General features: G+C 61.8%; 11 protein-coding genes and 2 pseudogenes. 12 read left to right on the forward strand and 1 reads right to left on the reverse strand.

What is annotated here, in order from left to right:
* The first annotated feature begins 234 nt into the window (after positions 1-234).
* The 9 genes and pseudogenes from K3724_RS05555 to K3724_RS05595 all read left to right on the forward strand — a co-directional run bounded on the left by K3724_RS05555 (position 235) and on the right by K3724_RS05595 (position 9,042).
* On the forward strand, positions 235-795 hold the full coding sequence (locus K3724_RS05555) for a F0F1 ATP synthase subunit delta (RefSeq protein WP_129370168.1): 561 nt from the start codon (positions 235-237) through the stop codon (positions 793-795).
* Positions 796-2,334, forward strand: a complete 1,539-nt coding sequence (gene atpA, locus K3724_RS05560) for a F0F1 ATP synthase subunit alpha (RefSeq protein WP_259990823.1) — start codon at positions 796-798, stop codon at positions 2,332-2,334.
* A 15-nt stretch (positions 2,335-2,349) separates the two neighbouring features.
* A complete protein-coding gene (locus K3724_RS05565; protein ID WP_259990825.1) occupies positions 2,350-3,225 on the forward strand; it encodes a F0F1 ATP synthase subunit gamma in 876 nt (291 codons plus the stop codon).
* A 21-nt stretch (positions 3,226-3,246) separates the two neighbouring features.
* Positions 3,247-4,671 (forward strand): F0F1 ATP synthase subunit beta, encoded by a 1,425-nt coding sequence (atpD, locus tag K3724_RS05570; RefSeq protein ID WP_259990827.1) that lies wholly within the window; start codon positions 3,247-3,249, stop codon positions 4,669-4,671.
* Between the two features lie 55 nt (positions 4,672-4,726).
* Complete coding sequence (locus K3724_RS05575) at positions 4,727-5,140, forward strand: F0F1 ATP synthase subunit epsilon (RefSeq protein ID WP_259990829.1); 414 nt, start codon at positions 4,727-4,729, stop codon at positions 5,138-5,140.
* A 298-nt stretch (positions 5,141-5,438) separates the two neighbouring features.
* The gene (locus tag K3724_RS23840) at positions 5,439-5,735 is read left to right on the forward strand and encodes a hypothetical protein (protein WP_311198489.1); all 297 of its coding nucleotides are present in this window, start codon (positions 5,439-5,441) and stop codon (positions 5,733-5,735) included.
* A gap of 114 nt (positions 5,736-5,849) precedes the next feature.
* Positions 5,850-6,550 (forward strand): annotated as a pseudogene (locus K3724_RS23960) (transposase).
* 637 nt (positions 6,551-7,187) lie between these two features.
* Positions 7,188-7,700 carry a site-specific integrase gene (locus K3724_RS05590; RefSeq protein ID WP_259990833.1) on the forward strand — a complete coding sequence of 171 codons (513 nt, stop codon included), beginning with the start codon at positions 7,188-7,190 and terminating at the stop codon, positions 7,698-7,700.
* A 362-nt stretch (positions 7,701-8,062) separates the two neighbouring features.
* Positions 8,063-9,042 (forward strand): annotated as a pseudogene (locus K3724_RS05595) (transposase zinc-binding domain-containing protein).
* 879 nt (positions 9,043-9,921) lie between these two features.
* On the opposite strand, the gene K3724_RS05600 reads toward K3724_RS05595, so the two are convergent.
* Positions 9,922-10,203 carry a hypothetical protein gene (locus K3724_RS05600; RefSeq protein WP_259990835.1) on the reverse strand — a complete coding sequence of 94 codons (282 nt, stop codon included), beginning with the start codon at positions 10,201-10,203 and terminating at the stop codon, positions 9,922-9,924.
* A gap of 90 nt (positions 10,204-10,293) precedes the next feature.
* Between K3724_RS05600 and K3724_RS05605 the strand changes: the two genes are divergently transcribed.
* From K3724_RS05605 to K3724_RS05615, 3 genes are all read left to right on the forward strand, one after another.
* The gene (locus K3724_RS05605) at positions 10,294-10,614 is read left to right on the forward strand and encodes an IS110 family transposase (protein ID WP_259992567.1); all 321 of its coding nucleotides are present in this window, start codon (positions 10,294-10,296) and stop codon (positions 10,612-10,614) included.
* A 264-nt stretch (positions 10,615-10,878) separates the two neighbouring features.
* The gene (locus K3724_RS05610) at positions 10,879-12,498 is read left to right on the forward strand and encodes a class I SAM-dependent methyltransferase (RefSeq protein ID WP_259990837.1); all 1,620 of its coding nucleotides are present in this window, start codon (positions 10,879-10,881) and stop codon (positions 12,496-12,498) included.
* Positions 12,499-12,642: 144 nt separating this feature from the next.
* On the forward strand, positions 12,643-13,860 hold the full coding sequence (locus K3724_RS05615; protein ID WP_259990839.1) for a PAS domain-containing protein: 1,218 nt from the start codon (positions 12,643-12,645) through the stop codon (positions 13,858-13,860).
* Positions 13,861-13,872: the final 12 nt, after the last annotated feature.

The following is a 13,872-nucleotide window of genomic DNA, read 5'->3' on the forward strand; positions in this document are numbered from 1 at the left end:
GCACTTTTTTATTTATCGACTGTGGTCAAAGGGCCGCACTTGACTTAAGTCATTGAAAACGCTGCAAACATGCTTCTTCCTGTTGCCGTTTAGGCAGTTGATAGGTCGCATCCGCTCTGCTAGACCCACGCTGATTTCAACGCCCCGCTGCCAATGGGGGATGACTCACGCCCCCGGACGCCGCCTGTGGCCGGGTACGCCAACCGGGGCCAATAACATATCGGAAGGGTGGACGTGTCCGAACCAGCTTCGATTTCTGCAGGCATTGCCGCGCGCTATGCCACGGCGGTGTTCGACATCGCGCAAGAAAACAAGGCGCTCGACAGCCTTGAAACCAGCATCAATGACCTGGCAGCCGCGCTGGCTGACAGCGACGATCTCAACAGCCTGATCCAGTCGCCGCTGGTGTCGCGCGACGAGCAGGGCGCCGCAATCACTGCGGTGGCTGACAAGATGGGCCTGGATCCCGTCCTGCGCAATACCCTGGCTCTGATGGCCGACAAGCGCCGCCTGTTTGTGGTGCCCGCGCTGATCGACGCGCTGCGCGCTCGCCTGGCTGAAGCCCGCGGCGAAATCACCGCCGAGGTGGTGTCCGCCAAGGCGCTGACCAAGACCCAAAGCGAAAAGCTGGCCAAGACTCTGGCCGAGCGCGTGGGCAAGAAAGTTACCATCAATGCTTCCGTCGATGCCTCCATCATCGGCGGACTTGTCGTTAAAGTGGGCTCGAAGATGATCGACAGCTCGATCCGCTCCAAGCTCAACTCCCTACAGAATGCAATGAAAGAGGTCGGATAAATGGGTATCCAAGCAGCAGAGATTTCTGCGATCCTGAAAGACCAGATCAAGAATTTTGGTCAAGAAGCAGAAGTGGCTGAAATCGGCCGCGTGCTGTCCGTCGGTGACGGTATTGCCCGCGTTTACGGCCTCGACAATGTTCAGGCCGGTGAAATGGTCGAATTCCCCGGCGGCATCATGGGCATGGCGCTGAACCTGGAAAGCGACAACGTCGGTATCGTGATCTTCGGCTCCGACCGCGACATTAAAGAAGGCGACACCGTCAAGCGCACCAACTCCATCGTGGACGTGCCGATCGGCAACGGCCTGTTGGGCCGCGTTGTGGACGGCCTTGGCAACCCGCTGGACGGCAAGGGCCCGATCGAAGACGTGACCCGTGGCGTCGCCGACGTGAAGGCGCCGGGCATCATCCCGCGTAAATCGGTGCATGAGCCGATGGCGACCGGCCTCAAATCCGTTGACGCGATGATCCCGATCGGCCGCGGCCAGCGTGAGCTGATCATCGGCGACCGTCAGACCGGTAAAACCGCCGTTGCTCTGGACGCGATCCTGAACCAGAAATCCTACAACGACGCCGCCGGCGACGATGAGAGCAAGAAGCTGTACTGCGTTTACGTCGCGGTCGGCCAGAAGCGTTCCACCGTGGCCCAGCTGGTGAAGAAGCTGGAAGAAACCGGCGCGATGGAATACTCCATCGTTGTGGCTGCAACCGCATCCGACCCGGCACCGCTGCAGTTCCTGGCACCCTATGCCGCAACCGCAATGGCGGAATTCTTCCGCGACAACGGCCGTCACGCGCTGATCATCTATGATGACCTGTCCAAGCAGGCTGTTGCTTACCGCCAGATGTCGCTGCTGCTGCGCCGTCCGCCGGGCCGTGAAGCCTATCCGGGCGACGTTTTCTACCTGCACTCCCGCCTGCTGGAGCGTTCGGCCAAGCTGAACGAAGACTTCGGTGCCGGCTCGCTGACCGCGCTGCCGATCATTGAAACCCAGGGCGGCGACGTGTCGGCGTTTATTCCGACCAACGTGATTTCGATCACCGACGGCCAGATCTTCCTGGAAACCGAACTGTTCTACCAGGGCATCCGTCCCGCCGTGAACACCGGTCTGTCGGTTTCGCGCGTTGGCTCCTCGGCCCAGACCAAGGCGATGTCCTCGGTGGCAGGTCCGGTGAAACTGTCGCTGGCCCAGTACCGCGAAATGGCCGCATTCGCGCAGTTCGGCTCCGACCTGGACGCCGCCACCCAGCAGCTGCTGGCCCGTGGCGCCCGTCTGACCGAGCTGATGAAGCAGGCCCAGTATTCGCCGCTGACCAACGCTGAAATCGTCTGTGTGATCTTTGCCGGCACCAACGGCTACCTCGACAAAGTCGACGTCAAGGAAGTCGGCCGCTACGAGGAAGGCCTGCTCAGCCACCTGCGCGGCAAACATGCCGACCTGCTGGCGGACATCACCAACAACGACCGTAAGGTGAAGGACGAGCTGGCGGACAAAGTGAAAGCTGCGCTGGACGAGTTCGCCGCTAGCTTCGCTTAAGGGGGATCCCAGGCAATGCCGAACCTTAAGGACCTTAAAACCAGGATCGCGTCGGTCAAATCGACCCGCAAGATCACAAAAGCCATGCAGATGGTGGCCGCGGCGAAACTTCGCCGCGCCCAGGAAGCTGCCGAGGACTCCCGTCCCTATACCAAGCGGTTCAATGCCGTGATGGCAGGGCTGGCGGCCTCGGTCGGCGGCAGCGAGTCAGCTCCCAAGCTGCTTCGCGGCACCGGCAGCGACCAGACCCATCTGCTGGTCGTCATGACCGCCGAGCGCGGTCTGTGCGGCGGTTTCAACTCGAACATCGCAAAGCTTGCCCGCCAAAAAGCGGCTGAGCTGAAGGCTGCGGGCAAGACAGTCAAAGTTCTGACTGTCGGCAAAAAGGGCCGTGATGCCCTGAAACGCGACCTTGGCGGCGATTTCGTCGGTCATGTGGACCTCAGCGAAGTCAAGCGCGTCGGCTATGCCAATGCGCAGGGCGTCGCCAAGGACATCCTGACCCGCTTCGATGCTGGCGAGTTCGATGTTGCCACGATCTTCTTTGCGGAGTTCGTCAACGTCGTGACCCAGATCCCAACCGCCCAGCAGATCATCCCGGCCTCTTACGAGGGCGGCGAAGCTGAAGGCAGCTCTGCGGTTTATGACTACGAGCCCGGCGAAGAGCAGATCCTTGCGGACCTGCTGCCGCGCGGCGTGGCTACGCAGATCTTCTCGGCGCTGCTGGAAAACGGTGCATCCGAACAGGGTGCCCGGATGAGCGCGATGGACAACGCCACCCGCAACGCGGGCGACATGATCGACAAGCTGACGATCCAGTACAACCGCTCGCGCCAGGCCGTGATCACCAACGAGCTGATTGAAATCATTTCGGGCGCTGAGGCGCTCTAAGAGACAACCGGAGACCAACAAATGGCACAAGCAAAAGGTAAGGTGACCCAGATCATCGGCGCCGTTGTGGACGTCCAGTTTGACGACCACCTGCCCGCAATTCTGAACGCCCTGAACACTGAAAACGACGGCAAGACCCTGGTTCTGGAAGTATCCCAGCACCTCGGCGAAAACACCGTCCGCTGCATCGCAATGGACGCGACCGAAGGTCTGGTCCGCGGCCGCGAAGTAACCGACACCGGCGCACCGATCTCGATCCCGGTCGGCAACGCCACCCTGGGCCGCATCCTGAACGTCGTCGGTGAACCCGTCGACGAAAAGGGCCCGGTGAACGCAACCGAGACCCGCGCCATCCACCAGCCCGCGCCCGAGTTCAACGAACAGTCGACCGAGTCGGAAGTTCTGGTGACCGGCATCAAGGTTATCGACCTGCTGGCGCCTTACTCCAAAGGCGGCAAGATCGGCCTGTTCGGCGGCGCCGGCGTGGGCAAGACCGTTCTGATCATGGAACTGATCAACAACATCGCCAAAGTGCACTCGGGCTATTCCGTGTTCGCCGGTGTTGGCGAGCGGACCCGTGAAGGCAACGACCTGTACTGGGAAATGATCGAATCCAACGTGATCAAGCCGGACAACCTGGAAGAATCGCAGGTTGCCCTGGTCTACGGTCAGATGAACGAGCCTCCGGGTGCGCGTGCCCGTGTTGCACTGACCGGCCTGACCCTGGCCGAACAGTTCCGCGACCAGTCCGGCACCGACGTTCTGTTCTTCGTGGACAACATCTTCCGCTTCACCCAGGCGGGTTCGGAAGTGTCCGCGCTTCTGGGCCGTATCCCGTCCGCTGTGGGCTACCAGCCGACGCTGGCAACCGACATGGGTGCGATGCAGGAACGCATCACCTCCACCAAGAACGGCTCGATCACCTCGATCCAGGCCGTCTACGTTCCTGCGGACGACCTTACCGACCCGGCACCGGCAACCACCTTTGCCCACCTGGACGCGACCACCGTTCTTAACCGTGCGATCTCGGAACTCGGCATCTACCCCGCTGTGGACCCGCTCGACTCCTCCTCGCGCCTGATGGACCCGCAGATCGTTGGCGAAGAGCACTATGCTGTGGCGTCCGACGTTCAGCAGATCCTCCAGCGCTACAAGTCGCTGCAGGACATCATCGCGATCCTCGGCATGGACGAACTGTCGGAAGAGGACAAGCTGACCGTTGCGCGTGCGCGTAAGATCCAGCGTTTCCTCTCGCAGCCGTTCGACGTGGCAAAAGTCTTCACCGGCTCTGACGGCGTTCAGGTTCCGCTGGAAGACACCATCTCGTCGTTCAAGGCTGTTGTGGCCGGCGAATACGACCACCTGCCCGAAGGCGCCTTCTACATGGTTGGCGGCATCGACGAAGTGATCGCCAAAGCCGAGAAGATGGCTGCGGAAGCCGCCTAAGACTGGAACTCCCCTGCGCGCAGCCCGTGCAGGGGAACCCTGAAAGGAGGCCCCAATGGCACAAACGATGCAATTCGACCTCGTGAGCCCCGAGCGGAGCCTGGCTTCGCTGCAGGCCAGCGCGGTCCAGATCCCCGGTGCGGAAGGCGACATGACGGCAATGCCGGCCCATGCGCCCACCATCACCACCCTGCGCCCCGGCGTGCTGAAGGTCGAAAGCCCGGAAGGCAACGCGGAGTATGTGGTGACCGGCGGCTTTGCGGAAATCGGCGGCGACAGCCTGTCGGTTCTGGCCGAGCGTGCGATCCCGATGGCGGAAATGACCCGCGATCAGATGACCACGCTGATCGAAGACGCCCGCGAGATGTACAAGACCGCAAAAGAGGAAGACCAGCCGCACGGCCTGGTCGAGGACGCAGCCAAACTGCTCGCCGACATGGAAGCCCTGGGCACCCATATGTCCCTCTGATCCAACCCGCGGATTGGACGATTTAGAAACCGGCTCCCCTTGGGGGCCGGTTTTTTTGGGGAATGCTGTTTGGATAGGGTTGCCTGCAGTGGGAAATCGCACGCCGGAAAGGCAATTCAACCTAGCCAACTATTGAAAAACGGTTCTACCGCTGCCCGAGCGGTATACAAGGACGAAACCTGCACGCGGTATTGGCGCTTGAGGCGTGTGGTGCGCACTGATTTGATCTGTGGATTAGGCGGATGGGCGTGCCTGTCTGACGATTGGGACTTTCTTAATCTGATGACAGGAGGTTTCGATGTCAGATCAATATGTTCCTGCGCTGCGCCAGCAGTTTCCCGAAGATATGCGGATCAAGGGTCTGCAGCAGGAGACGATGCATCTGCGGGCGAAGCGTGCGGTGCTGAGCGTTGAGGAGGCCGCGGGCATTCACAAAGCGGCACCCGGTCCCGGGCTGAGATACCGGGCGGTGTTCAGTGTGGCCTATGGCGGCGGACTCCGGGCGAGCGAGGTCACGCATCTGAATGCCGGTGATATCGTGCCGGAGGCGCGTCTCCGGCACGACGCTGGAAGCGCGCCTCCGGCACGACAGTGACCGCATGCTGATCCGGGTGGACCAGGGCAAAGGCCGAAAGGTCCGCCACGTGATGTTGTCGCCGGGCTTGCTGGATCTGCTGCGCGGCTAATACCGCGAAACGCGCCCGGCCGGATGGTTGTTTCCGGGGCGCGACCGGGTCGATCCGATCCCGACGCGGCAATTCAACCGGGCGTTCGGGGCGGCTGGCGACTTTGCCGGGATCAAGAAAAGGTCTCGCCCTGCACGCCGTGTCGAAGACGCGCCGGCGGCTTGCCGGCGGATGGCACCCGCTGGATCGCTTGCCGCCCCGGTTTTTTGCTGCCGGTGAAGGTTCTGCCGCATCTGTTCCGGCGTTTGTTCCTCGAAGGGCTGGCCAGGCTGCACAAGGCGGGGAAACTGACGTTCTTCGGCAATCTGTCAGCGCGGGATGGGCCGTGTCTGCCAAACCACCCTTCGGCGGACCCGAAACCGTGCCGCCCTGTCTCAGCCGCTGCCCCCGCCGGGCCGTCATCTCCAGCCACCGGCTGATCAGCACCGAAGGCGGCATCGCGGCGTTCCGATGGAAAGACGGCCGGATCAAGCGCGGCGATCCGCTGCCCGGCAGCGGTTTGCCTGCAAACCATGAGAGGGGGATGAAGATCATGCGCCTGCCCACGGCCGCGTTCACTCGCAGGTTTCTGATCCGCGTCCTGCCACCTGGATTCCATCGCATCCGCCACGCCCGGCTCCTCGCCGGTCACTGCCCGGCAGGGCATTGCAAAGCAATGTCCCGAGGGGTGCATCCGCCGCCGCAGGATCGGGACGATCCGGTGCCTAGTCGATGCAGAGCCTGAACCTTGCACGGCGCCGGGTGCAGGGGAACGTGGCAATCCCGCTGATCCGGATGCCCGCAAGCCTAGCCCGAAGTGCGGCGGTGCCATGATCATCATCAAGACCTTCAGCCGCGGCCAAACGCTCAAACCCCGCGCCCCGCCATGGCAGGAGGCGGCATGATCCAACCATCACACCCGGCCCAGCCATCCCGAGGCACCGGACCAGTCATTGCGGCCAGTCCACCAAACCCGGCGCAGCAACAGGCCCAAGGCGCCGGAGAAAAGGGCTGACCGGCGGTATCGGACCGGAAAAACCAGCCTGCCCGCGCTGATCGGCGCCGCAGGCTTCGCAGCTCAACCTATCGGCTTTCCAAGCCCTGAACCGCAATCCCCAAAGCACCGGAAACCGCTCGCGCATTCCTCATTGTCAGATTTATCGCCGCTGCAGCTCACGCTGACAGCAGCCACAAACCTTAGACACGGACGAAACCGCTCACGCGGTCTTGGCGTTTGTGGCGGTTGGATCGCGCTGATTGGTACTGTGGATTTGGCGGATAAGCGTGCCTGTCTGACGATTGGGACCTTCTCAATCTGATGACAGGAGATTTCGATGTGAGACCAATATGTTCCCAAACTACGTCGGCGGATTGCCGAAGACATGCAGATCAAGGGGCTTCAGCCCAAAACACAGACGATGTATCTGCGTGCGATGCGTGACTGCACGCGGTTTCCGGCGCGCGCGCCTGATAACGCAACGCCGGAGGAATTGCGCGCCTTTCAGCTGGGTATGAAGGAGCGCGGCGCCGGCCCGGCGGCCTTCAACAACCGGCTGACGGTTCTGAGCTTCTTCTTCGCGACGACATGCCCGCGCCCGGAGATGAAGCGGCACATGCGCTATCAGCGGGCGGCGAAGAAGTTCCCCGTGGCGCTGAGCGCTGAGGAGGTCGCGCGCATTCTTCAAACGGCACCTGGTCCCGGGCGGAGATACCGGGCCGCGTTCAGCGTGGCCTATGGCGGCGGGTTGCGCACCAGCGAGGTCACGCATTTGAAGGTCGGTGACATTGACAGCGACCGGATGCTGATCCGGATCGAGCAAGGGAAGGGTCGCAAGGACCGCCATGTGATGCTGTCGCCGAGCTTGCTCCACCTACTCCGCAACTACTACCGTTAGGCACAGCTAAAAGGATGGATGTTCCCAGGCCGCAACCGGATCGAGCCGATCTCGACGTCAGTTCAACCGGGCTTTTTGGGGCGGCATGCGATTTTTCTGAGACCGGTAAAAAGGTCTCGCCCCATACACTGCGGCATAGCTTTGCCACCCATCTGCGGGAAGGCGGAACCGGCATACCCATGATCCAATGACCGGCAGCCGGTTGCGATGCAATCGGCGAGAGGGGAGGTGTTGCTTGAGCACGCCAAATTAGAAACGACGACGGTCTGCACGAAGGTGGCAACCAAGACGATCCAGGACGTGACCAGCCCGCTTGAACTGCTGGTGAGCCGGGAGGCCGGGGCCGGACAAACCCGGCTCCGATGTCCCTCCCCGGACTGGAGGTCGCGGATATCTTCCGCGCGCATGGGCCTGCCTATCGCAGGGACCATACCGGGCATTTTAACCTGCCGCAGTTCAAAGTGATGTCCGCGATTGAGAACTGTCGAACGGCCACGCTCGGCGGGCATGTCGCGGCTTGCGGCAAATGCGGCCACGTGCACATCGCCTACAATTCTTGCCGCAACCGGCATTGCCCGAAGTGCCAGGGTGCCGTGGCTCGGGACTGGATGCAGGCGCGGATGGAATATCTTTTGCTAGTGGAGTACTTCCATGTGGTCTTCACCCTTCCAGCCCAGATCGCCGGCATTGCTTATCAAAACAAGTCAGCGGTTTATGGCCAGCTGGTTATGTTGTCAGCACAGATGCTGCTGACCATTGCCGCCGACCCCCGGCGGATGGGCGCGCGGATCGGCATGACATCGGTCTTGCACACATGGGGGGCTGCGGTGACCCATCGCCCGCATGTCCATGTCATCGTGCCGGGCAGTGGGTTATCGTCGGCCGGCAATTGCTGGGTCGATTGCCACCAAGGTTCTTCCTGCCCGTGAAAGTCCTATCCCGGCTGTTCCGGCGATTGTTCCTCGAAGGGCTGGGCAAACTGCACAAGGCAGGCAAACTGCGCTTCTTCGGAAATCTGGTGAAGATGAAGCGCTTGCCCGCGGCTGAGTTCATTCGCCGGGTCCTGATCCATGTCCTGCCCTCCGGCTTCCACCGTATCCGCCACGCGGGCTTCCTCACAAATGGCATCCGGCGCGACAGGATCGCACAGATCAGACAGTTGCTGAGTGCCGGGCCAGAGCCCGATCAAACGCCGGATGAGGAAACCAGCGCCGAATGCGGCGATCCGCACGTGCAACAGCCTTGCCTCAAATGCGGAGGTGCGATGGTCATCGTTGAGGCCATCCTGCGCGGCCAAACCCCGAAGTCCCGTGCTCCACCATGGGAGGATGCCGCATGTTAAAACGCGAAAAACCGACCCTGTCTTGTGCAGACGCCGGGCCATTCAGTGCGGCCTTTTCAGACAATCCTGCGCCACATCAGGTCTATAACAGTATGATCGAAAGCCAGTCAGCCATGCCGTGCCAGGAAAACCAGCATGTTTGCACTGCCTGTCGTCACACAGTCATTCGGATTGCCCATCACGCGATGCAGCCCTGAACTGCAATCCCCATAGTGCCCAGACCAGCCCGCGCTTTCCTCCTTGTCGGATTTGTCGCCGCTGCATCTCACGATGACCGCAGCCACTAACATTAGACGGAGCCGCCGTTTCATCCTCCGGCAGACACATTCGTCCTTCAGGAACCGCCGTAACCGCTCAACCGTCCGGTTGCCGATCCAACGGCCCCGGCGCATCCACTGCCCGGCAGGCGATTGCAAAGCAATCTGCCGAAAGGGGGATACAGCTGATACCGGCGCACCAGACCTGGCTGGGGCGGCTGATGGCCAGCACCTTCAAAAGCTACGGCCAGATCTTGTGCTGCGGGTGCTTCCTGCTGGTCTTCGGCGTCTTACAGACCGGAGCAAGGCGCATGAGCCGCATCAGGCGGCGCGCAGGGTGACGGCCGCATTATTGGCCCTGCCGCTGCAAATAGCGGGCCATCTGGCGGGAGCCGTACCACGGCGTCTCAAGAAATGGCCTGTCCCTCCCGGCGGATTTGCGGCAGCAAACCGCCTGCCGGGCAGCGGATGATTGCCATGAACCGCAGGTTCCCGGCGCTCTCGCCCTTTGGCGTGTGATACAGGTTCGAACAGGCCGGCGACAGTATCTGGCACTGACACTGACGGCGAACGCTGATCTTCGGATGGTCCTTTTCAAGGCACATCCGCCTGCGATCCTTGCTTAACGATCCCGGGCGCGTTTCAAAAAACCGCGTTCAGCCACAGGCTGGCCGGTCTTGGAATGCAGCTTGCCGATCTCAGCCCCGTTGGATTTGGCCGCAGCGCCGGTCCTCTTGGAAAAGGCCCAGGCCATGTTCTTGACCGCCGCCCGTTTCCAGCCGCTGGCCATGTTCGGATGCGCGCCGGACGTCTTCGATAACTCTGCCAGTACCCTCTCCTCGCGGATCGCCTCAAGCGCAACTTTGGCTTTGAGTTCGGGAGAAGGGTTCTTGCGTTTCGTCATTTTGGATCGTCACTTTCATCATGCGATCCATATTGGCAACTGGTCTGAATTCCCGCGACCACCTCTGACGGTGCCGGGCCGATTGCAGCTCTGACCTTCAAGGCCGCTGTCGGTGACTCCACGCGGTTCAAAAGGTCGCGGACTGCTGGCGCGCCTTTTGGCCTGACGCCGAGACGGTATCGGTCATGTGAGCACGGCAATCCCGGCCGAAAATCAAAAGCAGGCGATCGGGGATGTTCGCGCAACATTATACGCAACCGCCAACGCTTTGCTCAGGCGAACAATGGCAGGGTCGCAGATCAAATCGCGGGGCATGCGGGTGATGCGCGTAAAAGGGCGTCGTCGCGCTGTTGCCGCTGTCGCGCGCAAACTCGCCGTCTTGCTGCACCGCATGTGGACAGACAGCACTGAATTCCGTCAGGAACCAGTGGAGGGCACTGCATGATCTAAACGCCCGATACTTGACCCAAACACCCACTTAGAGAAATCGCCTTTACCCAAGCCGCAGCCAACACTATGGGCCTCAACACTGGCCGCGCCGCCGGGGTATTATTTCAGCAGAGCAGGCATTCACCTTCCCGTGAATTACCCCCGATCTGCGCCCTATTAACCCTATTCTCATTAAATTTTCCGAAATTGCCCTGCATGACATGTTCCTAACCAGCAGGATTCCCCGTGACCGATTGGACCTCCGGCTATGTGGCCGGCATCGACTATACCCATGATTTCCACAGCCAGCTGACGCCCGCCCTGCTGGGTTTCGGCGTGATGAGCCAGGGCCACCGGCACAGCTTGCAGGGCGACGGCAGCACCTATTGCGAACTCGGTTGCGGCCAGGGGTTTTCCGCCAATCTGCTGGCGGCGGCCAACCCGCATGTTGAATTCCACGCGATGGACTTCAGCCCGTCGCATATTGCCGGCGCCAGGGAACTGACGCAGGAAGCGGCTCTGGACAACATGCATTTCCACGAACGCTCCTTTGAGGATTTCGACACCGCGCCGGGCCTGCCCGAGGTGTTTGACATCATCGCCCTGCACGGTGTCTTCAGCTGGGTTTCTGCGGAAAACCGCCAGCATATCATCCGGTTCATTTCGCAGCGGCTGCGTCCGGGCGGCCTGGTCTATGTCAGCTATAATGCCCAGCCCGGCTGGGCTGCAGCGATGCCTCTGCGCCGCCTTCTTGCGGGCCGGGCAGAGCAGGGCAGCGGGCCGCTGACAGACCGGATTGGCGATGCGATGGCCTTTGCGCACCAGCTGGGCGCAGCGGGTGCGGCGTATTTCGGCAAGAACCCGGCTGCAGCCAAGCGTCTGGATCATATGAAATCAATGCCGGCCAATTACCTGGCGCATGAGTATTTCAACAAGGATTGGACCCCGTTCTATTTCGAGGATCTGGCGGGCGAACTGGCCGGGGCCAAGCTGGATTTTGCAGGCTCCGTGCATCCGTTGGACAATCTGGACTGCATCCGCTTCACGCCGGAACAGCAGGCCCTGCTGAACAGCGAGGGGGACCCCGGCCGCCGCGAAGGCCTTCGCGATGTTCTGCTGAACGAGCATTTCCGCACCGATATTTTTGTGAAGGGCAAGCTGTCCCATACCCCGCGCGGCGAAATCGGCGCCTGGTTTGCGACCCCTTTTGCTCTGACCCGTCCCTATAGCGGCGGGACCTTGAAATTCCACTACCGGGGCAGGGAGGTGCCTCTGGAGCAGGAGCAGTACGCGCCTGTGCTGAAGGCGCTGGCCGAGGGGCCAGCAACAGTGCGCAGCCTGCTGGATCACGGGGTGTTCGGCGCCATGGACTGGGGCAGCATCGCCCGGATGCTGACGATACTTGCCGGCACCGGCTGCGTCACCCCCTGTCTGCCGCAGGAGGGGCTGGCACAACGGGCGGCTGCTTGCCGTGCCTTCAATCTGGCGGTTTGCAAACGGGCCGAGGACAGCGATACCCTGCGGTTCCTGGCCTCGCCTGTCACCGGCGGCGGGGTCGAGGCGGACCGGTTCGAACAGCTGTTCCTGCTGGCCCGCAGCGAAGGCCATGAGACACCCGCCGGCTGGGCCGAGCTGGCCTGGCGCATCCTGGCGCCGCAGGGACAGCGGCTGCAGCACGAGGGCCGGGTGCTGGAAACCGAGGAAGAGAACCTCGCCCTGCTGGGGGCCAGGGCCGGCAATTTCGCAGCCCGCCGCCTGCCGCTGTTTGAAAGCCTGGGCCTGACACTGGAGGACACCGGGCAGAGCACTGGGCAGGACACCGGGAAGGACCAGACAGGGGCCTTGGCACAGGACACTGCGGCGTGATCCCGCCGCATTCGGGGGGGCCGGCGGCCGAGCCGCGTCGGCAGCTTGGAAAACCTCTCTCTTGTGCCGCCGCATTAGCAATTTGAAAAGCTGTGCCGCTTAAACAGAAAGCGGCCCCTTACCCTCACTGACAGGAACTCACACGTGTCCTTTGAAGACCGCACGCTGACCGCTCCATCCAGGGGCAGAGAAGCTCCCTTTGCCCTGGACGAAGTGTTTTTTTCCCGCACCGACTCCCGCGGTGTGATCCAGGCCGGCAATGCTGTGTTCAGCCGTGTCGCCAAATACGCGATGGAAGATCTGCTGGGGGCACCGCACAAGGTGATCCGCCACCCGGACATGCCGCGCGCGGTGTTCCAGCTGCTGTGGGACACGATCAAGGGCGGCGGCACCGTTGGCGCCTATGTCAAGAACCGGGCCAGCGATGGCAGCTATTACTGGGTTTTTGCAGTCGTCACCCCCTGCGAGGGCGGTTATCTTTCGGCGCGGATCAAACCGACCAGCCCGCTGCGCAAGACGGTCGAGCAGGAATACGCCCTGCTGCGCCAGGCCGAACGCGACGAAGGGCTAGACCCCGAAGCCAGCGCGGCGTTGTTGCTGGCCCGCCTGCAAGGGCTTGGCTTTGCGACCTACAACGATTTTGCCGGCCATGCATTGGCTGAAGAGCTCATGGCACGCGATGCAGGCTTGAAACGCCCCGCGGACGCCCGTCTGGCGGAACGCCGGGCGATGCATTCCGCAGCCGGGGATCTGGTGCAGGAGACCGAGGCGCTGGTGCAGGAATTCGAATCCATGCGCACCATCCCGCATAACCTGCGCGTCATCGCCTCGCGGATCGAACCGGCCGGCGGGCCGGTCACCGTTCTGTCCGAAAACTACAACTCCATGTCGCGCGATATGTCCAATTGGTTCGAGGCCCATGTCTGGGGCAAGAACAGCAATTTCCGCGCCATCAAGGGCACCGTGACAGCTGCCATTTTTGTCGAAGGGCTGGCGCGCATCCTCACCGAATGCGGTCATCAGCTCAATCAGGAAGACGGCGCTGCGGCCATTGATATCAATCGCGAACAGGCGATCCTGACGCAGTTGACCGAGGATCAGTTCACCAAGGCCAGGGCTAGCCTGCAGGACGTCCGGTTCGAGGCCGACCGCATTCTCAAGGCCTGCCTGACCCTGCACCGCCACTTTATGGCGCTGACCACAACCCGGGTGCTGTGCAAGATCGAATGCGCCCGGCTGGGGAGTACCGGGGAATCGCTGAATTCGATCATTGATGAGCTGGGGCAGTTCCAGGACCGGATTTCCGTCCGTCTGGAAAAGATCACGGAACTCAGCAAAGCACTTGCATCCGAGGGGAAGTAACCCGTGTTCCGG

It is taken from the genome of Leisingera sp. M658, assembly GCF_025144145.1.
Classification (GTDB): domain Bacteria; phylum Pseudomonadota; class Alphaproteobacteria; order Rhodobacterales; family Rhodobacteraceae; genus Leisingera.